The following is a 24,111-nucleotide window of genomic DNA, read 5'->3' on the forward strand; positions in this document are numbered from 1 at the left end:
TGGCGTCCGCCGGGCCGGCGGCCCTCATGCGTTGCGACCTTCATCTGTCCTGTCAGGTGCGATCGGTGACCGCGTCAGACCTCGATCCGGACCTGGCGTGCGTCGAAGGCGACGTAACCGCTGAAGTCGCGACCGACACGGCTCACCGCCGACTCCTTGATGTCCGGGTAGGACCAGGCCCCGTCCCGAACCTCGGTCTCACCGGCCACGACGTCGTGATACTGCGCCCGCCCCTTCCAGGGACAGGTGTAGGGGGTCGGGCTCTCCCGGAGCGCGCCGGCCGCGATCGAGTCCGGAGGGAAGTAGACGTTTCCCTCGATGCGGATGACCGCCTCACTCTCGGCCTCGGCCACGACGGTCTCCCCAACCACTGCCTTCATCGGTCTTTCCCCTCGTCGATCCCTTTGACTGGGCCTGATCCGCCCTCGGGTCCGCCCGAAAGCACATCCGTCGCGCGCCGTGACGTCACGTCGGTGCGGTCAGCCGGCTCGCGCATACGGCCAGAGGTTGGCGTCGGGCGCGACCCGCTCCTTACCAGTGTGCGCTCATCGGTGTTGGCCGGCCGCGCGCCGTTTCGCCTGGCCTGATCGTCTCAACCGCCGGCCGCTGTCAGCGCCGCCTCGGCAGTGGCACGATCGGAGTAGCCCGGGTGGCGGGCGTCGACCAGATCGGCATGGGCGGTCGTCCGCGAGAGGTAGTCGACCACGAACGGGCAGATCGCGGTGATCGTGCCTCCGCGGGCGCGAACCTCGTCGAACACCCGCCGCACCAGCGCGCCCCCCACGCCCTGGTGCTGATGACCCGCCTCGACCTCGGTGTGCCGGAGCGCGTACCGGTTGGGCTTCAGGCGGGTGTAGTAGAGCCAGCCGGCCAGCCCGCCGTCACGGCAGAGCTCGAAGCGGCCCAGTTCGATGTTGTCGATCAGCTGCTCAGTCGCCGGCACGTGCTCTTCGCTGCTCATCGCTGCACCTCTCCAACTGTCGTCACGTCGAGTATGCGAACAAGAAACATTGGACCTTATAGTCCGGAATACCGCCATCTCCCAATGGGACGCACGGCAAGTTGGACTATACAGTCCCTTCTCGTGTGGACGTTGAGTACCGGCAGCAGCGCGCTGCGGCCGGCCCTACCGGACGGCCACCGCAGCGCCCGCGTCAGGCGGTCTCGCGGACGGGCAGGTCAAGGGTCCGACCGAGGTTCTGGATGCCCTCGTCCACGTGTCGCAGGTGCCGGAGCACACGGCGCGTCATGTGGACGTCCACGGCACGCGCCCCGCCGGGACCCACCGCGAGCTCGGTGGGAACGCCCCGACCGCGCTCGAGGGGGGTGTCGTCCTCGCCTCCGACCTGGCCGATCAGGGCCGCCACGTTGCGGTCGATCCGACCGACCTCGTGCACGAGGTCCGGATCGGTGCCGATGCGCACGCCCGCCGGCATCGCTTCCACCGTGACGGCCAGGCTGCGCGTGTGAAGGGCCACCGTCTCCAGCAGCCCCAGCACGCGAAGCGCGTCGCGCCGCCGGGAACGCAACGGGCTGAGCGGGGTGATCAGCGGCTGCACCGACAGGCGCAGCCCGTCCACGGCCGAATCCAGCGCACGGGCCTGACCGAGGAGGTCGCGGCCCGGCTCGCCGCTCAGCCGCGCCAGCGACTGGGAGAGCAGCGCGCGCAGGCGCTCCAGCGCGTCCCGCAGCAACTGGTCCGTGCGTTCCCCGGTCCGCACCGGAAGGACGAGCAGAGCGGCGGCCAGCCCGCAGGCGATCCCGAGTGCGGTCTCCTCGATCCGCACGATCAGCACACCCGGGGTGAGGGCGTGGAGCAGCGAGTACAACATGCCGATCATGGTGGTGACGAAGAAGGACATCAGCATGTAGGACACCGCGGTCGTGTAGTACATGCCGAAAACGCTGAGGATCGCGAAGGTGAAGGCAAGCACAGGGTCGTCGCCGATCAGGGCGGCGAGCGCGAGACCGGCGACGACGCCCACCACCGTGCCGACCAGCCGCCGGTAGCCCCTGACCAGGACCTCGCCGGTGGAGGTGGTGCTGATGAAGACCACCCAGCACGTGAACACCGCCCAGTACCAGCGTTGCGGCGACAACAGTTCACCACCGACGACGGCCAGTGCCGACCCGGTCGCCACCTGCAGCGCCGTCCTCGTGGTGGGCCGGATACGGGGGCCGTCCCGCAGGGGTGCACTGTCCTCCGGCGGGCCGGAGCGCTCAGCCGTCGGTTCCTCCCGCGATGCGGCCTCGACGGTGCCCTGCGATGTGGGGGTGTTCCCGTCCAGTGCCTGGCGCAGGCCGAAGAGGGCGCCGGCGAAGTCCCCGGCGGAGCGGAAGACGTCCAGCATCGCCGGGGACGCCTCGGGCAGGTCCTCGTCGTCGCGGTAGCCGAGCAGCCGGTCGCGCGTCTCAGGGTCGGCACCCGCCGGCCGGAGCCGGTCCGGGCCGATCACCGTGCGCAGTGCGCGCAGCTCCGAGACCAGTACGGGAAGCGTCATCGCGTCGCGGGGGTCCTTGAGGGGTCCCGAACGCCGGAGCTTCGTCAGATGGGGGGTGAGGCTGTCGACGCCGGCACCGGGCCACAGGACCCGCAGCACGAGGACAGCCAGCCGTTCCACGGCCGTCTCGGCTTCCGCGACGCGTCGCTGGATCGCGCCGGCGGTGGGCTCGTCGGGCGTTCCGGTTCCGAGCCGGGTCTGGATCATCAACGCGGCCGTGTGCAGGCGGGCCACGTACCGGCGCAGATCGTCGACCGTCCGCTCGGCCCGTGGAGCCGGCGGTCCTGCCTCGGCCACCTCGATCAGCGCGTCGAGCACCAGCACCAGACGCAGCCGGAAAGACCGCAGCAGCCGTTCCCACGTACGCTCCAGCGGCGTGCGCAGGACGACGAACCGGACCAGGGCGCAGCTGCCGAACGCCACCAGAACGGCCAGGGACAGCTGCGGCAGCTGCTCCACGCGGGTTTCGGCGAACTGGGTCACGAAGAAGAGCTGGAAGGCGAAGATGCCCAACGTGGTCGCGCGCCGGCCCAGCCGCCGGATGTAGATGGCGCAGAAGATCAACAGCACGAACACCACGTCGGCCGCGATCCGGTACGGCGTCAGCGCACTGCCGACCGCCATGGTCGCCAGCGTGACGGGCACTCCGGCCGCCAGGGTCAGCGCCTGGTCGTGCGGCCGGGACTCGGTGACCGCCACCGTGCTGACGATCGCGGTCAGGGCACCCGTCACCAGGACGGGAACGGGGGCGTGCAGGGCCGCGAGGACACCGAGCGTCAGCAGCACCGCGCAGACCGTACTCAGCGCGGACACCAGCCGGATCAGTCCGGGGTCGGATGCCGCGAACCGGTCCCGGACATCCGCGAAGGCCGTACGGGCCCGCTGCATCCCGGCTGCCCTCCTCATCGCACGGATGGTGGGAGGCTCAGTGGCCCAGGGCGTCGAGCGCGGACACGAACTCGTCGACGCCGACCACACTGTGCGAGATCATGTTCAGGCCGCGCATCATCGCCTGGTACGTGACCAGGCCACCGGGAGCGGCGATCGCGTCGGTGAACGTCGTGACGTGGAAGGCGCGCTCCATCGCGGTGCGAGCCGTCGACTCCACGGCCATGATCCCGGAGACGCCGGCGATCGCCAGGTACTCGACGCCGCGCTTGCGCAACAGGAACTCGAGGTCGGTGTGAAGGAGGACGTCGAGGCCCTTGTGCGGGGCGAGGACCACGTCTCCCGGCCGGGGCGCCAGATCCTCGTAGAAGTCGGTGTTCCAGGTCCCGGCTTCGAACATCCGGCGGTCGAACATCGCCCGGTGCACCCCGCAGACGTGCTTCCACGTCGAGTAGTCCTCGCCGGTGAACGCCGTCGTCGAGTAGAAGACGGGCACGTCCTTGTGCCGTCGCACCCCGTCGATGAGTCTGGCCAGGGCGTCGATCGTGCCCAGCCTCTCGTATTCCGGCGCGTAGATGGCATAGGCCTTGCCGTCCCTCGCGAAGTTCTCGTTGACGAGGTCGATGAGAAGCAGTCCCACTCGGCCGCGTTCATAGCTGCTCGCCATGATCAACCTCCAACGCAGAGGTCATCGATCGCCGGACCCCGGATCCCGAAACCACGGCCCCGGACCACGGACCCGCGGTTTCCACGATGCGCCCCGTCCGACCGCACAGCGCGTCGAACGGCCGGCCAGGGGCCCGGCGACCTCGCCACCACGTCCTCACCGCGCCAGGCGCGCCATAGCCTCGGGAATGATGACGGACGTTCCTCGGCAGGGGCGTGTGCTACTGGCGTTCTGCCGCATTCCAGTCCAGATCGCCTGCGTCGTCCACGGCGGCGACGCAGGCTTCTACGGTCCCGCCGAGTGAAGCGTGCCGGAGCAGGGCCGGCGTCCCCGACTCGAGAGCAACGGCGACGTCCCGGAGCATGTCGGCCACCGAACTCCACAGCTCCGTTCCAAGGACCCAGGTCTCGTGGTCCCACAGGAACACTGCGCCGTACGAATCGCCAGGCCGCAGGTCGACGATGAGATTGTCACCGCCGGGGCTCATCGCGATCGGCAGGAACGACGGCAGGAAACGCTCTTCCGGCTCGTCGTTCACGTCCGATGGGCCCCCTTCCTGTTCCGCGACCAGCAACAAGATCTCTCTCGTCTTCAGAGCTTCGTCCCAGCACATCGGTGCGAACGCCCCGGGAATCCAGTAGTCCGCACGGACTCGGTCCAGGGTCCACCACGCGAACACGTCAACGGGAAGTGTCACCGCGAGCTCCGCCTCGGCCGCGCGCAGTCGGCCCAAGTCCGCAGCCGGTCTTGCGGGGGTCTTGTGGAGATGGTCCTGGAACCAGGCATCGATGCGGTCCCACAACCGGTGCACTTCATGATCAGTCGAGGTCATGCCCGTGAGTCTGTCAAGGTGACGCCGATCCGGTCGACGGGGGGAGGCAAGTCGACCACCTGGTCCACCACGCACAGGTCCTCACGCTCCCCGGAGACGTCCGCCGGGGGCTGTCACAGCGTCCACCAGCAGTAGAGGCGCAGGTCCGCGGCGCGAGCCCGCCGGGCCAGGCCGACCAGGGCCTCCAGGACCACCGCTGCCATGGGCGCGTCGAGTCCGACGACCCCACCGGCCCCGGACCAAGCCTCGGCCGCGGCCACGACGTCATCCCCGGAGGCGGAGACCAGGGCATCGCACAGCGTGTCCGACACGGTCAGGACGAACGGATTGTCGAGGTCCTCAGAGGACAGCAACTGTCCCACTCTCGGGCGCCGGCTCGCCTCTTGGTGACCGCAGCCGGTCATCACCGCCTCGACCTGGGCGATGGCATCGACCGGATCGATGTCCTTGAGGAAGATCACGTCCAGCCCGGCACGCGACGGGCCGCCGGCCTCGATCACGGCAACGGCGGACTCATCATCGGCGGCAGAGAAGTAATCGGCGTCCGCCACGCCACGGATTCTGACATCCGCCACCGACGATGGCCCTCAGTGGGTCACTTCCCGCCAGGGACATAGAGGGCCGAGCAGGCTTGTCATTCCACGCGTCCGGGCCGGCGGTGGTACGACCGCGGTCCCGGGGTTCCATCGCGTCCGGGGACTCCTAGTCGTCGCCGCCAGCCTGGCTCATGCTCCGGCGCCGGCTCCTGTCCGACCGGCGGAGCAACTCGCCCGCGGCAAGCGTCACGGTCGCGACGACGCGGGCCCAGCGGGGCCCGCCGCGTTCCGCCCACACCACGCATACGCACCCACCGACGACGAGCGCCAGCACGCCGAGCAGCACCAGAACGACCATGTCTCTCCTTCTCCGGAAACCGAGGGGCCCGCCGACCCGTCATCTGGCGGACGCGCCTCACGAGCTGCCGGTTCCCGACGGCGCCCCGGCCGCGGGCCCGCGGGCTCCCGCGTGACCGTCGCTTCGTATCACGACAAAAGGCAGAGGACCCCGGCCTTCTCTGGGGCCGGGGTCCTCTGCAGGGCTACGTCAGGCCGGCCAGGCGCGCAGCACCGCCGCGATGCTCTGTACCGTGCACGCCTCGTCGCGCAGCTCGTCGACCAGGGCCCGCACCTCGTCCCAGGTCGGTTTCACCTGGCGGCCGGCGGCCTGCAGATACGCCACGGTCACCGCCACGGCGACCGTCATGTTGGACCGCTCCAGCCATCGCAGCCGCCCGAGCGAGTGCGCCAGCGCGGCCGCGCGCGCCACCGGCCCGTCGTAGACGTCCCGCTCGAACAGCTGGGCCTTGTGCCGCTCCACCGCCGACAGGGGCACCCCGAAGTCGTCCGGGGCCGGATCGTCCTCCCCCGCCTGAGCCGCGACGCTCAGGATCCAGCTGAGGTCAACCGCGAGGTTCACGCACGTGCTCCTCGATGAGGTCCCCGAACTCCTCGATCACGTTCGTCGCGGACGCGAGGAACGTGTTCCGAATGGGATCGGTGTCGGACCGGACCAGGTGCTCGATGTACTCCTGCAGGGACATGTGCCGGTTGCCCGCCGCCTGGCGGGCCGCCTCCACCGTGTCCTCGTCCAGGCGGACGTTCAGCTGTGTCTTGGCCATGCAGCGATGCTAGCCCTCGCTAGCCGCTGATGGGTAGTGGTTCCCACCGAGGGACGGGCTGCTGCCCGCTCGGCACGCGTTGGCAGCCGACCTTCCCGGCGCTCGATAGCCTCTCGGCCATGACGCCGATCGACGACCTGGTGCGCCTGGTCCCGCCACCCCCGGCCCCCGTCGACGCAACCGGGGACTGGCATCAGGTCGAAGCCGCCCTCGGTTTGGCGCTCCCCTCCGATTTCAAGGCGCTCATCGAGCACTACGGGCTGGGTCAGTTCGTCGACTTCATCACTCCGCTGACCCCGTTCGGCACCCGTGACCTGCTGGTCCGGTCCGCCCGACGGCTCCTCGACGGTGAGCGCGCCTTCCGTGATCAGCACCCGGACGAGAGCCCTTACCGTTACTACCCGGAGCCCGGCGGGCTGCTCGAATGGGCCGGAACCGACAACGGCGACCGCCTCTGCTGGGTGACCGAAGGACAACCGGACGACTGGACCGTCGTCGTATGGAACCCACGCGGGTGGCATTACGACGCCCACGGGGTGGGTGCGGTCGAGTTCCTCGTGCGCTGGCTGAGCGGTCGGCTCACGACCACGGTCTTCTCCGACAACACGTACGGCACCGCACCGTGGTTCGAGCCGTTCCGCGATCTCCAGCACGTCTCCATTAAGCTGACCGACGGCGAACTGCCGTACCCCGAGCGCTTGCAGATCTTGCGCGAGGCGCTCGCTCCGACCGCCGATCGAGGCGGGTACGCCAGAGGAGATCGGCGGAAGGACCATTTCGCCGCCACAGCCCACGGCTGGAGGCTCACCTACGAGACGGCCCGCGGGCACCGGATCCGGGTCGCCTTCCCGCACGCGGACGAGGACCAGGTCCGCTCGACCCTCCTGGACGCGGTCCGACGGATGGGCTGCGACGTGCTCTCCACCACGACACACCCTGGGCGACCCGTGACGACCTGAGCGGCCTCGAAGGGGGCCTGCCTTCTTGGCGGTCGCGACACTACGCGCTGTAGGCGACCCAGGCACGCTCCCCCGCGTCGTTGGTGCCGTACCAGTAGTGCGGCACGGCCGTGATGCCGGTGGTGCGGAACGGGCGGCCGTGGTCGTCGATGCGGATCGTGCCGGTGCGGCCCTGGGAGGACCAGTCGAGTTCCAGGTACCAGCGGGCGTCGTGGGTCAGTGTCGTAGCGTCGACCAGCAGCACCTCCGGGTCCCCGGCGGAGACGCGGTACGGGAAGTGCGCGGCAGGGATGACGTGATCGGCGTCGGCGCCGTCCTTCGGGCGCGTGACCGGGCGGTCGACGTCGAGGTCCACGGCGAAACGGCGGGGGGTGAGGTCGCTCCCGCAGCCCTGGCCCATGGCGTACGCATTCCCGGCGGCCGGGCCGCCACGGCTGACGATGCGGACGTGGAGCGCCTCGAGGACCACCGCCGTGTCCGAGCGCCCCTGTACCGAGATCTGCACCCTCGTCTGCCGCCCGTCCACCGCGCCCTGCGTCGCCGCCCACGCCCGGGCGTCCTGCTCCACCGGCGGCGCGGGTACCTGGGCGGACGGCTTGGCGATGACGTAGTCGTGGCCGCAGCCCTTGTCCCAGACCAGGGAGTCGGCGCTCCAGGCGAGGGGCAGGCCGGTGGTCTGCCGCCCGGCCGCGGCGGGACCGCTGCCGGTGGCGGACGGGGCGGGGTCCTTGCCACGGCGGCCAGGCGACGCGGCGCTCCCAGAAGGGGAGGGGAATGCGGTGGCCGGCGTCGCCGAGCGGTGGGGTGCGCCGGGGGCGGTCGTCCGCGAGCCCGCGCTGCGGGAGGTGTCCGCCTCGGAGGAGTGCCTGCCCGACAGGGCGGAGGTGGTGCTCACGGCGGCGACCAGCACGCAGGCGGCGGCGAGGTACGCCAGAACCCGTCGGCGGTGCCAAGGACGGGGAGCGGGCTCGTCCGGGGCCGGGCCGTCCCCCGACTGCTCCGCGGGGCTGCCCTCCTCGACGTACGTCCCGTCCCCGCCCCCGTCCCCCTCCGGAGCCGGTGCCGCCGCCTGCGCTGACCCGGCGGTACGCCCGTCCTGCCGAGCGGCCGTCGCCGACAACCACAATCGGTGCAACTCGAGCCGCTCCTGCGGTCCCGCCCCGCAGAAGGCCGCGAGCCGCTCCACGGGTGCGAAGTCCTGCGGTAGCGCTTCGCCCGCGCAGTACCGGTGCAACGTGGAGGTGTTCATGTTGATGCGGCGGGCCAGAGAGGCGTAGCTGCGGTCCGTGCGGTCCTTCAGCCGGCGCAACAGCGCCGCGAACTCCTCGCCGTCGTCGCGCATCGACACCGCTCCCCCGTCGTCCGACCGCTGGTCCTGCATCCCAGGCACCCATATCCCTGCACGTCAGATGGGCCGGGATGGTTCCACCGTCGCCAGACGGGCGCGGGTCATTGCCCCGCACTCTGGTGACCGCCGATGCTCTTCGTATCGCACCCCGCCAGGGCCGGACGGCCGGGCGGCGGCTGCGGCTCATCCACTCACCGCAATCACCGCACTCACGGGGGACACCCATGCCCGAAAGCACGGCTGCACCAAGGACGTGACGTCCTGCGCGGCGCAGCAGGGCCCGGCCGACACGGGCGGGCACGTGGCCGGCACCGACGACCCCAGCACCGTCACACCGCTCGATCACTCGTCAAAGGAGAACCGACATGAACAGCAGGACCCGCACCGCCCTGACCGCCGGCGTCCTCGCCACCGCACTCGGGCTCGGCGCCACCATCCAGGCCACCGCCCAGACCCCGAGCGGGATCAGTGGCAAGCCGACCGCGTCGGCACAGGCCGCCGTCCACGCCTCCGCGAAGGCGTCCACCGCCGCGGTGCAGTCGGTCAGCGGCACGCCCGGCCACGTGGTGACCCGGGTCGCCGACTTCTACGGCGCGTACATCGACGCCAAGGGCGACTACGCGGACCCGGACGCCGCGCTGGCCACGGCCCTGCGCAAGCACTACCTGACGGCGGACTTCGCCCTGCGGCTGGAGGCCTGGGAGGAGGAGAACGGGGCGGACGGCGTCCTGCGCGCCCAGAACGTCCCGGCGCAGTGGAAGGTGACCGACAACGGCGCCGTGGGACACAGCCGTGAGGTCATCGTCACCCTGACCTTCGGCAGCGGGGAGACGACGCAGAAGATCAAGCTCTATGTGCTGGTCGAGCGGTACGACCACATCGTCGACATCGAGACGACGAGCGCCCGCTGACGGCGGAGCACGACCGCCCACGAGCAGACCGCCGGCAGGGCCGCGGCCGGCCCTCGGGCGGCCGCGACCCCGCCGGCCCGGCCGGCGGGGTCACCGGCCGGCGCAGTCCGGGACCCGTGATGACCTCGCCCTGCCGGCCAAGGCCGTCCGCGCGGAATCAGGGGACCACCTTCACCGCGACCTGGGGTATCCGGTTCGCTACCCGAAGTAGCTGCGACGGGGCCGCGAAGACCCTCGTCACGACCCTCGGGAACGCCGCCCGCCACGTGACGCCGCCCAGGTGAGGCCGCTGCGCCCGGATCCACGTTCCGAAGTCGTTCGGAAATGCCAATGTGGGCCTCTTCGTGGAGCGATGCTCTACTCTTTGACAGCTCCCGAATGGCCATGGACTCGTGGCCCGGCGTTCACGGACCGTTTGGTGCGGGGCAGCGACAAGGGTGGACGGATGAAGATCTCGTTTCTGATCAACAACGCGTACGGCATCGGCGGCACCATCCGCTCGACCGCGAACCTCTCGGCCGGCCTCGCCGACCGGCACGAGGTGGAGGTCGTGAGCGTCCACCGCGTCCTGGACGAACCGCCGCTCGCCCTCGACCCGCGGGTCAGGCTCGAGTCGCTCATCGACATGCGGCTGGACAGTCCGACGTACGAGGGCGAGCACGAGCTCACCCACCAGCCGAACAGCATGTTCCCGGAGTCGGGGGTGGACTTCGGGCGGCTCCGCTACACCGGGCTGCACGACCGGCGAATAGCCGAGTACCTGGCGCGGACCGACGCCGACGTGGTGGTGGCCACCCGCCCGATCCTCAACGGGTACCTGTCCCGCTACGGGCAGGGCCACTACCTCAAGGTGGGACAGGAGCACCTGACCCTCCACTCCCACAGCGATCAGCTGCGCAACGACCAGAACGCCGCGATATCCGGCCTCGACGCCTTCGTGACCGTCTCCGAAGCCGACGCCGCCGACTACCGCACCGCCCTCCCGGAGCTGGCCGACCGCGTCCTGTGCGTCCCCAACGGAGTGCCGGCACCCGCTGTCGAGGCGTCCGCCCTGGACAGCAAGATGATCATCGCGGCGGGTCGGCTGGTGCGGGTCAAGCGCTACGACCGGCTGATCGACGCCTTCGCGAAGGTGACAGCCGAGCGCCCGGAGTGGACGCTGCGAATATACGGGCGCGGCCCGATGCGGGCCGCGCTGCGTGAGCAGATCGACGCACTCGGCCTCTACAACCGCATCTTCCTGATGGGCCCGGTCTCCCCCATCGAGACCGAGTGGGCCAAGGGCGCGATCGCGGCCGTCTCCTCCGACAGCGAGTCCTTCGGCATGACCATCGTCGAGGCCATGCACTGCGGGGTCCCGGTGGTCGCGACGGACTGCCCGCACGGCCCGGGAGAGATCATCACCGATGGCCAGGACGGGCTGCTGGTGCCGCTGGACGGCGGCCCCGACGCGTACTCCCGGGCCCTGCTTCGCCTCATCACCGACTCCGACCTGCGCGGGCGGATGGGCAGCGCCGCGCAGGCGAAGGCCGCGACCTACGCCCCGGCCGTGATCGCCGGACGCTACGAGGAACTCTTCGAGCGTCTCCAGCGCGAGCGCCGCGGCCGGGGCTCGCTCGCCACCCGGCTGCGCAGCTCGCTTCGATCCCTCGTCCCGTCCGGGGGCAGGAAGGACAAGCCGCAGCCGGCCGACGTCGAGCGGCCCCCCGTCCCCCGCGGCCACGCGGCCGCGACGGCGGACGGCGGATTCGTGGTCCGGCTCGACCTCGACACCATCCCCCGCACCAAGCCGCTGGACTTCGTCGCACGCCTGCGCCGCGACCCCGAGCGCCGGCAGATCCGGGTACCGCTGGAGCTCGCCGCCACGGGCGAGCAGCACGCGACCACACTCGTCCAGCGTGCCGCCCACCAACTGCCCGAGGGCCGGTGGGACTGCTACGTACGCGTCCGCGGCACCAAGGAGCGCCACCGCATCACCGCCGACCTCGTCGAACAGGCCCGGCTGATCCCGCTCGCGCCGGTGGTCGGCACCGACGGCGTCTCCTCGTGGATCCCCTACACCACCAGTGACGGCTTCCTCGCGGTGCGGAGCTGGCTGCGCCCGGCACACGGCGAGGTGGAGTCGGTCGCCATCGGTGAGAACCAGGCCACCGTCACGGTCCGGCTGCTGGGCGACGCGGGGCTCGCGGACACCGCCGCCGCCACCGTCCGCGCCGTCTCCCGGGAGAACACCGACCACAGCTTCGAGGTACCGGTGCACCCGCTGGACGACGTCCGCTTCGAGTTCGTCCTGCCGTACGGCGAGACCATGGAACGGCGCAGCGCCGAACACGACGTGTGGGACCTGCAGCTGAAGCTGGCCGACCGGAGCGTGCCGATCGGGCGGATCACGGGCGACATCGTCGAACGCAAGAAGACCGACGCGTTCCCGCCGGTCCTGCTCGACCACGCCGAGCGCGGCAGCACCCGCATCAAGCCGTTCTTCACCGTCAACAACGACCTGGCGCTGAGCGTGAGGGACGCCGCCGCCGAGAACGCGGATGCCTGAGAGGTCGTCGCACCGGTGAGCTTCCGGTAGCCGGAGAGGGCTGCCGCCGTGCGGGAGTCCAGCCGGCAGGCAGGCCATGACGCGGTTCCTCGACCACGCGCAGCACGGGCATCGAGTCCTCCTCCAGGGTCGGGCGGGCTGGCCATGCGGTCAGTGAGCCTTTTCAGCGGGGCCACCGATCGGGTGGTTGAGTGGGTGCCGATGCTGATCATCACCCAGGAGGCTGACCGCCGCTGCAAACTCCGTCCCTCGCAGCGGGCCCTGGTCGCGCTGGAGTATCTACGCAAGCACGACACCCTCGCGCAGATCGCGGCCGGCTTCCGGATCAGCGTGGGCACCGCCCACTCCTACGTGCACGCGATCATCGACCTCCTGACCCTCCGCTCGCCGGGCCTGCCTGACCCCCACCCTGCGCGAGGCGGACACGGAGTACGTACTCGTGGACGGCACCCTCGCCGAGCGCGACCGGGTCGGCGACCAACGCGCCGACTACTCCGACAAGCACCGCCGCCACGGCGTGCACCTGCAGATCATCACCGACCGGCGAGGGGAGACCGTATAGATCTCCCGCGCTCTACCCGGCCGCACTCACGACCTCACCGCGGCCCGCACCCATCGCATCATTGCCACCTGCGTCCGCCTCGGCATCCCCGCCCTGGCAGACCTGGCCACCTCGGCGCCGGCGGCACCTTCGCCACCCCGACCCGGCGCCCACCCCGCAAGGAACACTCCGCCCGGCACGACCGGTGGGTACTGGCCCGTCGCAGCTTGGCCCGCCCCGACGAGATCGCCTACTACCTCGAGTTCCGCCGAGCCCCTACTTCTGTGTTCTGCCGCTTCTGATGTCTGCCAGCATATTGGCGTTTCCGGTGTTGTGGACGCTGGCGAGGCGTGTCGACGTTATCTTCCATATTCCCGCCGTGCGCTGAAGGTGAAATTCCCCTCGCCCGTAAAGAGTCCATGTGTTGACGTCCTCTCTTTTTCCGAGAGCGGGGTGGTAGTGGAGGGCCTGGAGATAGAACGCCACGTCGGCGTCGTCGTCCAGGACCGTCACCGTGTGACTGGTCAGCATGTGTTGCGTGAGCTCCATCGACCCGATCAGCCGCTCCCAACTCTCGGCCAGTGCGTCTGCTCTGACCGTTCCTTCGATGTCCGGCGCAATGCCACCCAGGTCGACAGTCAGCTCATCTGCCCATAGAGAGCGCGCTGATGCGAAGTCCTTGATGTCTGAGTACTGGAAATGCTTATGAACAATGTTCAAAACATCGATGTAGTCCTGGCTGCTCGTAGACATCGAACTGCTCCGTTTCGCCTTGGACAGAAAAACCTGCACAAAGGTTTATAGACCTGACATCCATTGACTCAAGTCATAAATGACTCGCCTAGACGGCGCAGGCTCCACCGGGTCCGCACTGATCGCCTTCTCCGAAAGGCATGCTCAGAGCTGGATGGTTCTCGTCCCAGACCTGCCGCATGGCGCGGACGAAGGTCGCCTTGTCAACGCCGCCACCGATAGCGTACTTCTCGTCGATCACGACAAACGGGGTTCCGTGGGCTCCCATGCGCTGACCTCGCGCTTGCTCCTGCTCGACCTGATGCTTGTAGCGGCGCGAGCCCAGCACTTCACGAGCATCATCCGCATCCAGGCCAATCTCGCGGGCGAACTCGACGAGTTGCTCAAGTGTCCAGAGCTGTCTGTTGGCCCTGAAGTGAGCGTTGAACATCGCAGTCCATGCCTCGTGGTGCCTGCCCTGGTCAGTAGCGTAGGCAAGCAACTCATGGGTTAGATCGGTCGGACCCAGAGTGCGGTCAATAGCATGGTAGCCGCCGAACCCCTCCTCGTCCGCCGCGATCTCTACGGGACGCAGAATCGAGTTCATCTGCTTTCTGGTCATGCCCGCGTTAAGGCTCAGTTGGGTCTGGGTGATGCCCTCTGGCGCAATCCCGGGGTGCACTTGGAAGGATCGGTGGATGACCTCGACCTCATCCGCGTGCTCGAATTCTGCCACTGCGTTGCGTAGGCGCAGCTGAGTCATCCCACAGATAGGGCAGATGATGTCCGACCACATCTCGATTTGCATGCCTCTCCTCTCTTACAACTTGTCTGTGACCCAATCTTGCGTCAGAGACAGAGGCTCTGCAAAAGGCACATTGGTGTGCGTAAGAAGGCTGACTGAGCGTGCACTTGCCCGCAGGGAGGCAGGCGCTGGCTCACTTTGTGATGCCGCATTGCCCGGGCCACCCGCAGGTGGGGACAGCCCGGGCAGGCTCCCCCGTGCCGGTGGAGTGACGCGGATCATGGGTATCGCCGGGCATGGTTGCCGTGCCGCGGCCGCTGTTTCCTGGCGGCATGAACGAAAACCCCGATGTTCCCTTCCCCGCCCCGACGCACTGGATCGCGGGCCGCGCGGTCCCCGGCTCCGGGCCGCTGCTCGACGTCGTGAACCCCGCGGACGACTCCGTGGTCGCCTCCGTGGCCCAGGGCACGCCTGAGGACGTCGACCAGGCCGTGGGGGCGGCGCTGGCCGCGTTCCCCGCCTGGTCGGCGACCTCACCGGAGGACCGCATCGCCGTACTGCGACGGGTGGCCGAGGGCATGGCGAAGCACGCCGAGGAGATCGCGGCGACGATCACCGTGGAGATGGGCGCCCCGATCTCCTTCTCGCGCCAGGCTCAGGCCGGCTTCCCGTTGGCCGCGACCGAGGCCGCGATCGTCGCGGCCGAACGGTTCCAGTGGACCGAGACGGTGGAGAACTCGCTGGTCGTTCGGGAGCCCATCGGCGTCGTGGGCGCCATCACACCCTGGAACTTCCCTCTCCAGCAGGTCGTGACGAAGGTCGTCCCGGCCCTGCTGGCCGGCAACACGGTGGTGCTGAAGCCCTCGGAGCTCTCCCCGCTCAGCGCCCGGATGTTCGCGGAGATCGCTTCCGAGGCCGGGCTCCCGGACGGTGTGCTGAACGTCGTGCAGGGCACCGGCCCGGTGGTCGGCGAGGTCCTCTCCCGCCATCCGAAGATCGACATGGTGTCGTTCACCGGCTCCACGGCCGCCGGCAGGCGCGTCTCGGCGGCGGCGTCCGGGACCGTCAAGCGGGTCGCCCTGGAACTCGGCGGCAAGGCAGCCCACATCGTCCTTCCCGACGCCGACCTCGACTTCGCCGTCAACCGCGGCCTGGGTTACGCGTGGGCGAACGGCGGCCAGGCGTGCGGCGCCTACACGCGGTTGCTGGTGCCCGACCACCTCCAGGAGACGGTCGTCGAGAAGCTGCGCGTCGCCGCCTCGGCCTACGCCGTCGGCGACCCGGCCGACGAGGCCACACGCATCGGCCCCCTCGTCTCCGAGACCCAGCGGCAGCGCGTGGACGGCTACATCCGGCGCGGCATCGCCGACGGCGCCACCCTCGTCGTCGGTGGCGCAGGCCGCCCGGACGGATTCGAGGCCGGCGCGTACGTCAGGCCAACGATCTTCTGCGACGTCGACCCGGACTCGGTCATCGCGCAGGAGGAGATCTTCGGCCCCGTCCTCGTGGTGATCCCGTACACCGACGACGACCACGCCGTCGAGATCGCAAACGGCACGATCTACGGCCTCAACGCCGCCGTCACCGGTGACGAGGAGCACGCCATGGCCATCGCCCGGCGCCTGCGGGTCGGCCAGGTCGACGTCAACGGAGGGCCGCACAACTTCCAGGCCCCGTTCGGCGGCTACAAGCAGTCCGGCAGCTGGCGGCGCGGAGTTACCCTGCCCAACGGGGGTGACCCGCGCCGCCGGGCCGGTCCCGGGCGGCCGGAACCCCGGAACACAGACACGAGAGGACGGAACGGATGGCGGACCGAGCCGGGCTGGCGGCCTTCCTCCGGGCACGCCGACAGGCACTGCAGCCGGAGGACATCGGGCTCCCGCGCGGACGGCGCAGACGTACCGACGGACTGCGCCGCGAAGAGGTGGCGGCCCTGTGCGACATGTCGGTCGACTACTACAGCCGGCTGGAGCAGCCCAAGGGCCCTCACCCCTCGGAGCAGATGCTCGCCGCGATCGCCCGCGGCCTGCGCCTGTCGCTGGAGGAACGCGACCACCTCTTCCGGCTCGCCGGGCACGCCCTGCCCCACCGGGTGCGGCGCGGCGACCACATCAACCCCGGCATGATGCGCATCCTGGACCGCCTGGAGGACACACCCGCCCAGGTGATGAACCACCTGGGCGAGACGCTGCGGCAGACCCGCCCGGCCGTGGCGTTGCTCGGCGACCAGACCGCCCACACCGGGTGGGCCCGCAGCGCGCACTACCGCTGGTTCACCGACCCGGCCTCCCGCCTCGTGCCCGACAGCGACGCCCCGGAGCAGAGCCGGCTCATGGCAGCGGACCTGTACGGCACGTACACCCGCGACGGAGCCGACTCCCGCACCGGCGAACTCGTGGAGGAACTTCTCCGGGTCAGCCCCGAGTTCGCGGCGCTGTGGCGCGAACACCCGGTACTCGGCCCTGCCTGCGCGCCCAAACGGTTCCACCACCCGCAGGTCGGGCTGCTCGAGCTGCACTGCCAGACGCTTGTCGACCCCGACCAGTCCCAACGACTCCTCGTCTACACCGCGGTACCCGGCACAAACAGCCACACCAGCCTCCAGCTCCTCTCCGTACTCGGTTAGTACTCGGCGACCGGCGTCACACCCCATGGGCCCGTCAGCCCTTCCGTCCGGCACCAGAGGTACTGCGCGAGGGCATGGGGTGACGCCAGGCAGCGGATCTTCTTAGGGACGCCGAACAATCCCGGAGTCTGCTCGGTCAGCCGCCCCCGCGCTGCCAGGCGCCTGGCTTTCGACCGCACTCCTTCGACCTTCGCCGGCACCGGCCTGCGGTCGCCTGGCTCCGCCAGGACCCGTCCGGCTCTCACGGGCGATCACGAACCGCTCCCGCCCGGCCTTCGCCCCCCGCCACTCGGCGCGCAGCACCTCGACCCGCTGCCGGTCGAACCACGGGTACGCCCAACACCCGCCCACAAAGCCGAGCCGGCCGCTGGAAGAACCGGCGGACTGCCACACATGAGCGTGGTTGAACAGCGCGGAATATGTTGCACGGACAGGCAATTCGGCAGGCGAATCCTTGCACGGATGAGCAAGATGACGATCACTGTGCTGCGCACCGTGAACTAGAGTGATCCTCGACGCCATTGGGCGGAATCCCGGTCCCACATCCTGGAACACCCTGATGCGTTGTGCATTTCTACCGCGCCCCGGGCGAGCAGGAGACAGATTCTCGTGACCTGGTTCATCACGGACGAACCTGAAGTGTTTCGTTCCAAGGCGGGGGCGTTTCTCGCCGCCCGGCCCGACTGGCACACCATGCTGCTGTCCGGTCTCGACACGATCGAGCGACTGCGGTCCGAGGGCAAGACCCCGCCCACGGTGCTGGGCTGGTGGCGCGAAGCGGACGGGACGGCGACGACGGCCGCGTTCGTGTGGATGCCACCGCACCTGCTGGCAGCGAGCCGTCTGTCCCAGGACGCGGCGGCACAGCTGGCCGATGTCCTGTCCACCGGAACCCAGCCGTTCACACAGCTCGTGGCCGACGACTCCTCGGCCCGTGCCTTCTCCGAAGCGTGGCAGACGACCACCGGCTCCCAGCCGAAGAGCGGGCCTCACCTGCGCCTCTACCGCCTTGACGGGCTTGTACGCCCTGCCCTCGCACCACCGGGGGCACCGCGGACGGCCACCGACGACGACCGGGTGCTCCTCCACGACTGGTGTACTCGCTTCGTCACCGAAGCCGGCTCGCTCGGGGCCGATCTCGACGCATTCATCGACGAGCGGCTGAGCCGGGGCGGCTGGCGGTTGTGGATGGTGGAGGACGAACCGGTGGCCATGGCCGCCATGACGTCGGTGGTGGCCGGCGCGGCTCGCCTCACCCCCGTCTACACGTTGCCGGAACAACGCGGCCGGGGCTACGGCGCCGCTGTCACCGCAGCCGTCTCCCAAGCGGCGCGTGACGCCGGTGCGGAGCACGTGCTCCTCTTCACCGACCTCGCCAATCCGACGAGCAACAGCGTGTACCGACGCGTCGGATACCGCACCGTCTCGGACTTCCGCATCGTGCTGTCCTGACACCGCAGATCCTGCGCCGTCGACGGCCGCAGGCAACGGCCGGGCGCGGAGACAACGACCCGACGGCTGGATCACACGGTGGGAAAAGCGTGCCTGTGAAACCGGCCCGACAAGCAGAGGTAACATCCATGACGAACGTACCAAGCGGAGTCGGCGAACCGTCCGTGGCAGGCCCGATGCCGGGCAAGCGCGAACCGCATGGCCTTTGGCATCCCGGGAGCATGGCCGACGTGACCGCGAACTTCCGCCAGTACTTGACCGGATGGGGCGTGGCGGAACCCAGTGACAGTGACACCGACTGGTTCCGCAGTGGGCTGGCGCAACCGCAGTTCAACGGAGTGGTGAGGGTGCGCTCCTTGGACAGGGTCGAGCAGATCACTGCCACCGCGCGAGAACACCTCGCCGGAGTGGCCTGGTGGTGGTGGGTCGGCCCGGACAGCCCTACGGGCACGTCGGCAGCCCTCGCCGAGCACGGCGCGGAGGAGCTCACGACGATCCCGGTGATGGTCAGACCGCTCGACCAGGTGGTGGAGCCGGTGGAACCGTCGCCCGCCCTGCGGATCGAAGTGGTGACCGGTGACGACCGCTTGCGGGAGCTGGTCCGCACCTACAGCGCCTCGATGGGTGTCGCCCCGGGCCTCGAGTCCGACATCGTTCGGATCGAGTCACAACGTCGGGACAACGCGGACATCGTCCGCCTGGCGGCGGTCCTCGAGGACCGTGTCGTCGGGACGACCGTGGTGATCACGGCCCACGACGTGGCCGGGATCTTCATCGTCCATGTGGCCGAGACGCACCGCCGACTCGGCATCGGCACGGCGTTGACCGCGGCGGCGCTCCGCGTGGGACAGGATCGTGGGATGCGGCTGGCAGCACTTGCCGCGAGCCCGGCCGGCGAACCGCTGTACCGGCGATTCGGCTTCGTCGAGGTTTCGCAGTACCGCCTCTTCACCTGTCCCGTTTAGCGTGACTGCCCCTGCACGGAAGAGCAACAGTGGTACCAGGCAGCACCGGGGACGATCCGGGTGCCCTATCTGGGCCGATGGAGCGCGCGCCAAACCGGCAAGCAGGCGGTGACCTCCTCCCGTGCCAAGGTCCGCGCCGTCGGCGAGCGGGCCGACGCCGCCCCGGAGAGTTGGCGGCTCCTTAGCGAACTCCGTTGCAGCGCCACCCACATCACCGACATCATCAGGGCCGTCCCGGCCGTCCTGGCCCTACGCTTCCGCCCCGTCAGCCTGCGCAGGGTGCGGCCTGGAGCCCTCGTCCAGGACAGCGCCGCCAGTAAGCGACAGCAAGGGAGTTCCTCGCGTGGCAGATGTCAGAGTGACCTACGACAAGACCGTGAACGCAGCGTACGTGTACCTCACCGAACCGCGGGCCCGCGTGAAGTCCGCGCGCATGTATCCCTGCGATCCGCTGGACGTCGACGGCATGATCAACCTCGACTTCGACGAACAGGGTCGCCTCATTGGCATCGAGGTACTGGCAGCCAGTTCGAAATTGCCCGCGTACCTGCTCCAGTCCGCGGAGCGGCTGGACGCCGAAGGCTCCTGAACAGGCTGGTACCGCCCTGGCGGGGACCGCGGTGCGAATGGCGGCAGGTCGAGCCACAGCAGCTTCCGGAGGGCGCGTCAGATCCAGTCGCTTCCTGTGCGGCCGCGCTTCGTCGCGCCGCGTCGCTTCTTCTGCAGCAGTCGGCGCTCATTGACCTCCGCCGGTACCTTCACCGTCCGGCGCGGTGGCGGTGGCGGGGCCGTCGCCACCGTGAGCAGGGCCGCGAGCCGCTTGGCCGCAGTCTCCCGGTTGCGCCATTGAGAACGTTGCTCCTGCGAGCGCACCGATATCACCCCGTTGATGAGCCTGCCCGCGAGTCGCTCCAGGGCCAGCGCCTTCCACTCCGGTGGGAGCGCCTCAGTCCTGGCGAGGTCGAAGCGCAGTTCCACCTTCGTGTCGCTGCAGTTGACGTGCGCTCCCCCGGGGCCTGAGGAATGAGAGAACCTCCACACAAGTTCGTCCTCCGGAAGAAGCACCGAACCGCGGATGGCATAAGGATGTCTGGTCATGTATCCGTAGCCGTTCTTTCCAGCCTTCTCGTCATTCGTTTCCCGCCGCGGATCACCACCGGTGAAAGGAACGCCACCACCGCGAAAACCCCGACCGATGCGGTGACCAGGTCAGGCGGTGGGGTGGACGCCGTCGAGGGCACGGCGTCCACCCAGGATCCGATCACGTCATGGGCGATCAGTCCGTCGGGCGACAGACCTCTCGCCCGCGGTAGAAGCCGCAGTGCCGGCAAGCCTGATGCGGTGGGGTGGGCTTGGCGCACTCGGGATTCGTGCAGGGTGCGAGTACCGGCAAGGCGGCTTTCCAGTGGGCACGACGGTGACGGGCCCGGGAACGTGAAGTGCGGTGCTGCATGGCCTGAGGGCCTTTCGTGAAGGGTTGTGGACGCCGGCGGCGCTGACGGGACAACCGACCACGGACCGTGGGGAGACGCGTCGAGGGGTGCGGTACGACGCACCGAGCGGGCCTGCTCGCGACACCACGGCCAGGCGGCCACAGGCAGAAGCGCGCGGTGGCAGGCGAAGGCACGGCGAGGCGGGAAGGAACGCGGAGGACCGAGGTCGGTACGGTACGAACGTGCCGATGAGGGCACGTAGAGCGATCAGCACCCCACAGGATGGATTCGTGCCCTACGCGAGACAGACGGCTGGTCACCGATGCGGGCCATGGCCCATCCGGCTGAAAGCCACCGGCAGTTCGGTGGCTAGAGTCTGTCGACCTCGATCATGTCGCCCACCCTAGCAGCATCGATTTATCACGCACGCACCAACTGTCGCTTCGGCAACAAGCGCACCGCACGGCAAGCCGCGAGCGATAACAGCGACATGAGCGCCGGTCGCGATCACGGGGAGGGCGACGGTGGACAGAAGGCGCGAGCGTGTTGTTAAGCTGATCGGTGACCGAGGAACGTATCCAGAGGAGTCATAGACGTGGTGGGTGAAGACGACATCTCCGGGTGAGATCCGGATCTGACGGCCGCCGGCCTGCGCTCGGGAGCGCTGCCGATGTGGCCCTTTTCGTCGTCCCCTCTTCTTCCATGTCTGCCCAGGGCAGAGGTCTACCCTCTGCCCTCAGCACTCCGAGGTTTCTCCCATGTCCGACGCTGCCGTCGTTTGCTCGAACGTCTCTTTCGCCTGGCCCGACGACACCCCGGTCTTCAACGACCTGTCCTTCTCCGTGACCCCCGGCCGGACCGGCCTGGTCGCACCCAACGGCTCCGGCAAGAGCACCCTGCTCAAGCTGATCTCCGGCGAGCTGAAGCCCGTCGCCGGCTCGGTGTCGGTGAACGGCACGCTCGGCTACCTCCCCCAGACCCTGCCCCTGACCGGCGACCTCACCGTCGCCGAGGTGCTCGGCGTCGCCGCAGTGATCCGCGCCCTGGACGCCGTGGAATCCGGGGACGTCGACGAGAAGCACTTCGCCACCATCGGCGACGACTGGGACATCGAGGAGCGCACCCGCGCCCAACTCGACCGTCTCGGCCTGGCCGACCTGACTCTGGACCGCACCCTGAGCACGCTCAGCGGCGGGCAGGTCGTCTCCCTCGGCCTCGCCGCCCAGTTGCTCAAGCGTCCCGACGTCCTCCTGCTCGACGAGCCGACCAACAACCTCGACCTCCAGGCCCGGCACAAGCTCTATGACGTGCTGTCGGACTTCAACGGCTGCCTGCTCCTGGTCAGCCACGACCGTGCGCTGCTCGACCGCATGGAACGGATCGCCGCACTCGGCAGCGACGAACTACGCCTGTACGGCGGTAACTTCAGCGAGTACGAGGAGGCCGTCCGCGCCGAGCAGGAGGTCGCCGAGAAGAACGTCCGCAACGCCGAGCAGGAGCTGAAGCGGGAGAAGCGGGAGCTGCAGCAGGCACGAGAACGTGCCGAGCGCCGGGCGAGCAACGCCGCCAAGAACCTGAAGAACGCCGGTCTGCCCAAGATCTTCGCGGGCAACATGAAGCGCGGCGCGCAGGAGGCCGCGGGCAAGTCCGGCACGATGCACGCTTCCCGCGTCAGCGAGGCCAAGGCACGCCTCGACGAGGCCGGACGGGCGCTGCGCGAGGAGCAGCGCCTCACGCTGGAACTGCCCGGCACCCAGGTGCCCGCCGGCCGCAACCTGTTCCTGGGCACAGGCATGCAGGCCCGCCTCGGTGACAGGGACGTGTTCGCGGCGGGCGGCGTCGACCTCAGTGTCCGCGGTCCCGAACGCATCGCGCTGACCGGTCCGAACGGCGCGGGCAAGACCACGCTGATGCGGCTGGTCACCGGTGATCTCACCCTGCTCGACGGGGAGATCAAGCGCAATGACGGCAGGATCGCCTACCTGTCACAGCGTCTGGACCTGCTGGACCTGGACCGCACCGTGGCGGAGAACTTCGCCGCGTTCGCGCCGGAGCGGCCCGAGGCGGAGCGGATGAACCTGCTCGCCCGGTTCCTCTTCCGAGGCCCCAGGGCCCATCTGCCGGTGGGTGTGCTTTCCGGCGGCGAACGGCTGCGCGCCACCCTGGCCTGCGTCCTGTGCGCGGAGCCGGCCCCGCATCTGCTGCTGCTCGACGAGCCCACCAACAACCTCGACCTGGTCAGCGCGGGGCAACTGGAGAGCGCGCTCAACTCGTACCAGGGCGCCTTCATGGTGGTCAGCCACGACGAGCGATTCCTCGCCGAGATCGGGATCAACCGTTGGTTGCGGCTGGCCGACGGGGCGCTCGAAGAGACGGCGGCACCGGCGGTGTGAACCGCCACCGCGTGAAGCGGCTCCGTCACCGAGGCCGTGCGCCGAGCAGGTCAGGCACCCATGCACGAGCAAGAATCCCCTTCGCCCGCCCCTTGGGTTGGGCGAAGGGGTTCGGGGCGCGGCCGCACGGCGCGCCGGAAAACTCCCGCAGCGGAGGTGGAGCCAAGTGCCTGGCCCACCGTCCCCGATCCTGAGGTCGAGCGCTCACGGCGGTCCCGCCAGATCCAGTCACCACCCCAGCTATTTGACCGATCGTTCCAGACAGGTCTACTTTCGGAGTGTGGGAAGGACCAAGGAATTCGATCCGGACGCCGTGCTGCAGTCGGCTCTTGAGCTGTTCTGGAGTCGCGGCTACGAAGCGACGTCGATGGCCGACCTGGTCGAGCATCTCGGCATCGGCCGCGCGAGCATCTACGCGACCTTCGGCAGCAAGCACGAGCTGTACCTGAAGGCGTTGGACCGGTACGTCGAGATGCGCGACCCGCCGGTCATCGAGGAGCTGTCCCAGCCGGGGCCGGCGTTGCCGGCGGTGCGCGCCGTGGTGCGCCGATTCGCCGCGGAAGCCACCTCACCGGAAGTACGGCTGACCGGCTGCTTCGTGACCAACACTGCCGCAGAACTGGCCCCGCGCGATCCCGCGGCCGCCCGCCGGGTGGAGATCAGCTGGGAGCACGTGGAGACCACGCTGTACTCCGCCCTCGTACGGGCCCGGGCCCAGGGCGAGCTCCCGGAGGACCGTGATCCGCGCGCACTGGCCCGGATGCTGCTCGTCCTGATGCAGGGCATGCGGGTCGTCGGCAAGGCGTCGAACGATCACACGCGGGTGCAGAGCGCGGCCGAACAGGCGTTGACGCTGTTGGACTAGGTCGACCCGGGTCGAGTGCGTCAGGACGGTCCGTCGCCGAACGTGTCG

At 69.4% G+C, this 24,111-nt stretch carries 23 protein-coding genes and 3 pseudogenes; 12 read left to right on the forward strand and 14 right to left on the reverse strand.

Going from position 1 to position 24,111, the window contains the following annotated elements; genetic code table 11:
- Positions 1-74: 74 nt before the first annotated feature.
- The 9 genes from ACFZAU_RS14560 to ACFZAU_RS14600 form a co-directional block, all read right to left on the reverse strand.
- The gene (locus ACFZAU_RS14560; protein WP_500464938.1) at positions 75-380 is read right to left on the reverse strand and encodes a DUF427 domain-containing protein; all 306 of its coding nucleotides are present in this window, start codon (positions 378-380) and stop codon (positions 75-77) included.
- A gap of 212 nt (positions 381-592) precedes the next feature.
- Positions 593-961, reverse strand: a complete 369-nt coding sequence (locus tag ACFZAU_RS14565) for a GNAT family N-acetyltransferase (protein WP_500552412.1) — start codon at positions 959-961, stop codon at positions 593-595.
- A 193-nt stretch (positions 962-1,154) separates the two neighbouring features.
- A complete protein-coding gene (locus ACFZAU_RS14570; protein ID WP_500552413.1) occupies positions 1,155-3,407 on the reverse strand; it encodes an FUSC family protein in 2,253 nt (750 codons plus the stop codon).
- A gap of 19 nt (positions 3,408-3,426) precedes the next feature.
- On the reverse strand, positions 3,427-4,056 hold the full coding sequence (locus ACFZAU_RS14575; RefSeq protein ID WP_500552414.1) for a cysteine hydrolase family protein: 630 nt from the start codon (positions 4,054-4,056) through the stop codon (positions 3,427-3,429).
- A gap of 220 nt (positions 4,057-4,276) precedes the next feature.
- Complete coding sequence (locus ACFZAU_RS14580) at positions 4,277-4,888, reverse strand: SMI1/KNR4 family protein (RefSeq protein ID WP_500552415.1); 612 nt, start codon at positions 4,886-4,888, stop codon at positions 4,277-4,279.
- Positions 4,889-5,001: 113 nt separating this feature from the next.
- On the reverse strand, positions 5,002-5,439 hold the full coding sequence (locus tag ACFZAU_RS14585) for a hypothetical protein (RefSeq protein ID WP_500552416.1): 438 nt from the start codon (positions 5,437-5,439) through the stop codon (positions 5,002-5,004).
- 151 nt (positions 5,440-5,590) lie between these two features.
- Entirely contained in the window at positions 5,591-5,782 is a 192-nt protein-coding gene (locus ACFZAU_RS14590) for a hypothetical protein (RefSeq protein ID WP_500552417.1), read from the reverse strand.
- Between the two features lie 189 nt (positions 5,783-5,971).
- Entirely contained in the window at positions 5,972-6,343 is a 372-nt protein-coding gene (locus tag ACFZAU_RS14595) for a fic family toxin-antitoxin system, toxin component (RefSeq protein ID WP_499605835.1), read from the reverse strand.
- Complete coding sequence (locus ACFZAU_RS14600) at positions 6,327-6,545, reverse strand: hypothetical protein (protein WP_499605833.1); 219 nt, start codon at positions 6,543-6,545, stop codon at positions 6,327-6,329. Before ACFZAU_RS14600 ends, ACFZAU_RS14595 begins: the two co-directional genes overlap by 17 nt.
- Positions 6,546-6,664: 119 nt before the next feature.
- Here ACFZAU_RS14600 and ACFZAU_RS14605 point away from each other — a divergent pair, with 119 nt between their 5' ends.
- Complete coding sequence (locus ACFZAU_RS14605; RefSeq protein WP_500552418.1) at positions 6,665-7,504, forward strand: SMI1/KNR4 family protein; 840 nt, start codon at positions 6,665-6,667, stop codon at positions 7,502-7,504.
- 40 nt (positions 7,505-7,544) lie between these two features.
- Here the strand turns inward: ACFZAU_RS14605 and ACFZAU_RS14610 are convergent, their stop codons facing one another.
- Complete coding sequence (locus ACFZAU_RS14610) at positions 7,545-8,885, reverse strand: helix-turn-helix domain-containing protein (protein WP_500552419.1); 1,341 nt, start codon at positions 8,883-8,885, stop codon at positions 7,545-7,547.
- Between the two features lie 332 nt (positions 8,886-9,217).
- Here ACFZAU_RS14610 and ACFZAU_RS14615 point away from each other — a divergent pair, with 332 nt between their 5' ends.
- From ACFZAU_RS14615 to ACFZAU_RS14625, 3 genes and pseudogenes are all read left to right on the forward strand, one after another.
- Entirely contained in the window at positions 9,218-9,763 is a 546-nt protein-coding gene (locus tag ACFZAU_RS14615) for a hypothetical protein (protein WP_500552420.1), read from the forward strand.
- A gap of 445 nt (positions 9,764-10,208) precedes the next feature.
- A complete protein-coding gene (locus ACFZAU_RS14620) occupies positions 10,209-12,311 on the forward strand; it encodes a glycosyltransferase family 4 protein (RefSeq protein WP_500552421.1) in 2,103 nt (700 codons plus the stop codon).
- A 144-nt stretch (positions 12,312-12,455) separates the two neighbouring features.
- Positions 12,456-13,037, forward strand: a pseudogene (locus ACFZAU_RS14625) (transposase family protein); the annotation flags it as partial.
- 91 nt (positions 13,038-13,128) lie between these two features.
- Here ACFZAU_RS14625 and ACFZAU_RS14630 read toward each other — a convergent pair.
- Positions 13,129-13,605 carry a nuclear transport factor 2 family protein gene (locus ACFZAU_RS14630; RefSeq protein WP_500552422.1) on the reverse strand — a complete coding sequence of 159 codons (477 nt, stop codon included), beginning with the start codon at positions 13,603-13,605 and terminating at the stop codon, positions 13,129-13,131.
- A gap of 88 nt (positions 13,606-13,693) precedes the next feature.
- Complete coding sequence (locus tag ACFZAU_RS14635) at positions 13,694-14,392, reverse strand: DsbA family oxidoreductase (RefSeq protein ID WP_500552423.1); 699 nt, start codon at positions 14,390-14,392, stop codon at positions 13,694-13,696.
- Positions 14,393-14,661: 269 nt separating this feature from the next.
- Between ACFZAU_RS14635 and ACFZAU_RS14640 the strand changes: the two are divergent.
- The 6 genes and pseudogenes from ACFZAU_RS14640 to ACFZAU_RS14665 all read left to right on the forward strand — a co-directional run.
- Positions 14,662-16,038, forward strand: a pseudogene (locus ACFZAU_RS14640) (aldehyde dehydrogenase family protein); the annotation flags it as partial.
- A 95-nt stretch (positions 16,039-16,133) separates the two neighbouring features.
- Entirely contained in the window at positions 16,134-16,955 is an 822-nt protein-coding gene (locus ACFZAU_RS14645; RefSeq protein ID WP_500552424.1) for a helix-turn-helix transcriptional regulator, read from the forward strand.
- Positions 16,956-17,564: 609 nt separating this feature from the next.
- On the forward strand, positions 17,565-18,407 hold the full coding sequence (locus ACFZAU_RS14650; RefSeq protein ID WP_500552425.1) for a GNAT family N-acetyltransferase: 843 nt from the start codon (positions 17,565-17,567) through the stop codon (positions 18,405-18,407).
- 221 nt (positions 18,408-18,628) lie between these two features.
- Entirely contained in the window at positions 18,629-19,372 is a 744-nt protein-coding gene (locus tag ACFZAU_RS14655; RefSeq protein WP_500552426.1) for a GNAT family N-acetyltransferase, read from the forward strand.
- A 33-nt stretch (positions 19,373-19,405) separates the two neighbouring features.
- Positions 19,406-19,615 (forward strand): annotated as a pseudogene (locus tag ACFZAU_RS14660) (IS5/IS1182 family transposase); the annotation flags it as partial.
- A gap of 115 nt (positions 19,616-19,730) precedes the next feature.
- Positions 19,731-19,961 (forward strand): DUF2283 domain-containing protein, encoded by a 231-nt coding sequence (locus tag ACFZAU_RS14665; protein WP_500552427.1) that lies wholly within the window; start codon positions 19,731-19,733, stop codon positions 19,959-19,961.
- A gap of 77 nt (positions 19,962-20,038) precedes the next feature.
- Here the strand turns inward: ACFZAU_RS14665 and arfB are convergent, their stop codons facing one another.
- Together arfB and rpmF are read right to left on the reverse strand one after the other, a co-directional pair.
- Entirely contained in the window at positions 20,039-20,470 is a 432-nt protein-coding gene (arfB, locus tag ACFZAU_RS14670) for an alternative ribosome rescue aminoacyl-tRNA hydrolase ArfB (protein ID WP_500552428.1), read from the reverse strand.
- Positions 20,471-20,648: 178 nt separating this feature from the next.
- A complete protein-coding gene (rpmF, locus tag ACFZAU_RS14675) occupies positions 20,649-20,825 on the reverse strand; it encodes a 50S ribosomal protein L32 (protein WP_500552429.1) in 177 nt (58 codons plus the stop codon).
- Positions 20,826-21,563: 738 nt separating this feature from the next.
- Between rpmF and ACFZAU_RS14680 the strand changes: the two genes are divergently transcribed.
- Positions 21,564-23,198: an ABC-F family ATP-binding cassette domain-containing protein gene (locus ACFZAU_RS14680; RefSeq protein ID WP_500552430.1), complete on the forward strand. Its 1,635-nt coding sequence runs from the start codon at positions 21,564-21,566 to the stop codon at positions 23,196-23,198.
- 280 nt (positions 23,199-23,478) lie between these two features.
- Positions 23,479-24,063, forward strand: a complete 585-nt coding sequence (locus ACFZAU_RS14685; RefSeq protein ID WP_500552431.1) for a TetR/AcrR family transcriptional regulator — start codon at positions 23,479-23,481, stop codon at positions 24,061-24,063.
- The last annotated feature ends 48 nt before the right edge of the window (positions 24,064-24,111 follow it).

The organism is Streptomyces sp. NPDC008238 (assembly GCF_042956445.1).
Taxonomy (GTDB): domain Bacteria; phylum Actinomycetota; class Actinomycetes; order Streptomycetales; family Streptomycetaceae; genus Actinacidiphila.

Bases quoted from the DNA above. Each gene is read 5' to 3' on its own strand.
- ACFZAU_RS14605 (WP_500552418.1), top strand. From the start codon at position 6,665: ATGACGCCGATCGACGACCTGGTGCGCCTGGTCCCGCCACCCCCGGCC.
- ACFZAU_RS14635 (WP_500552423.1), bottom strand. From the start codon at position 14,392: ATGCAAATCGAGATGTGGTCGGACATCATCTGCCCTATCTGTGGGATG.
- ACFZAU_RS14590 (WP_500552417.1), bottom strand. From the start codon at position 5,782: ATGGTCGTTCTGGTGCTGCTCGGCGTGCTGGCGCTCGTCGTCGGTGGG.
- ACFZAU_RS14565 (WP_500552412.1), bottom strand. From the start codon at position 961: ATGAGCAGCGAAGAGCACGTGCCGGCGACTGAGCAGCTGATCGACAAC.
- ACFZAU_RS14560 (WP_500464938.1), bottom strand. From the start codon at position 380: ATGAAGGCAGTGGTTGGGGAGACCGTCGTGGCCGAGGCCGAGAGTGAG.
- ACFZAU_RS14680 (WP_500552430.1), top strand. From the start codon at position 21,564: ATGTCCGACGCTGCCGTCGTTTGCTCGAACGTCTCTTTCGCCTGGCCC.
- ACFZAU_RS14570 (WP_500552413.1), bottom strand. From the start codon at position 3,407: ATGAGGAGGGCAGCCGGGATGCAGCGGGCCCGTACGGCCTTCGCGGAT.
- ACFZAU_RS14580 (WP_500552415.1), bottom strand. From the start codon at position 4,888: ATGACCTCGACTGATCATGAAGTGCACCGGTTGTGGGACCGCATCGAT.
- arfB (WP_500552428.1), bottom strand. From the start codon at position 20,470: ATGACCAGACATCCTTATGCCATCCGCGGTTCGGTGCTTCTTCCGGAG.
- rpmF (WP_500552429.1), bottom strand. From the start codon at position 20,825: ATGCAGCACCGCACTTCACGTTCCCGGGCCCGTCACCGTCGTGCCCAC.
- ACFZAU_RS14655 (WP_500552426.1), top strand. From the start codon at position 18,629: ATGGCCGACGTGACCGCGAACTTCCGCCAGTACTTGACCGGATGGGGC.
- ACFZAU_RS14610 (WP_500552419.1), bottom strand. From the start codon at position 8,885: ATGCAGGACCAGCGGTCGGACGACGGGGGAGCGGTGTCGATGCGCGAC.
- ACFZAU_RS14645 (WP_500552424.1), top strand. From the start codon at position 16,134: ATGGCGGACCGAGCCGGGCTGGCGGCCTTCCTCCGGGCACGCCGACAG.
- ACFZAU_RS14600 (WP_499605833.1), bottom strand. From the start codon at position 6,545: ATGGCCAAGACACAGCTGAACGTCCGCCTGGACGAGGACACGGTGGAG.
- ACFZAU_RS14615 (WP_500552420.1), top strand. From the start codon at position 9,218: ATGAACAGCAGGACCCGCACCGCCCTGACCGCCGGCGTCCTCGCCACC.
- ACFZAU_RS14630 (WP_500552422.1), bottom strand. From the start codon at position 13,605: ATGTCTACGAGCAGCCAGGACTACATCGATGTTTTGAACATTGTTCAT.
- ACFZAU_RS14620 (WP_500552421.1), top strand. From the start codon at position 10,209: ATGAAGATCTCGTTTCTGATCAACAACGCGTACGGCATCGGCGGCACC.
- ACFZAU_RS14575 (WP_500552414.1), bottom strand. From the start codon at position 4,056: ATGGCGAGCAGCTATGAACGCGGCCGAGTGGGACTGCTTCTCATCGAC.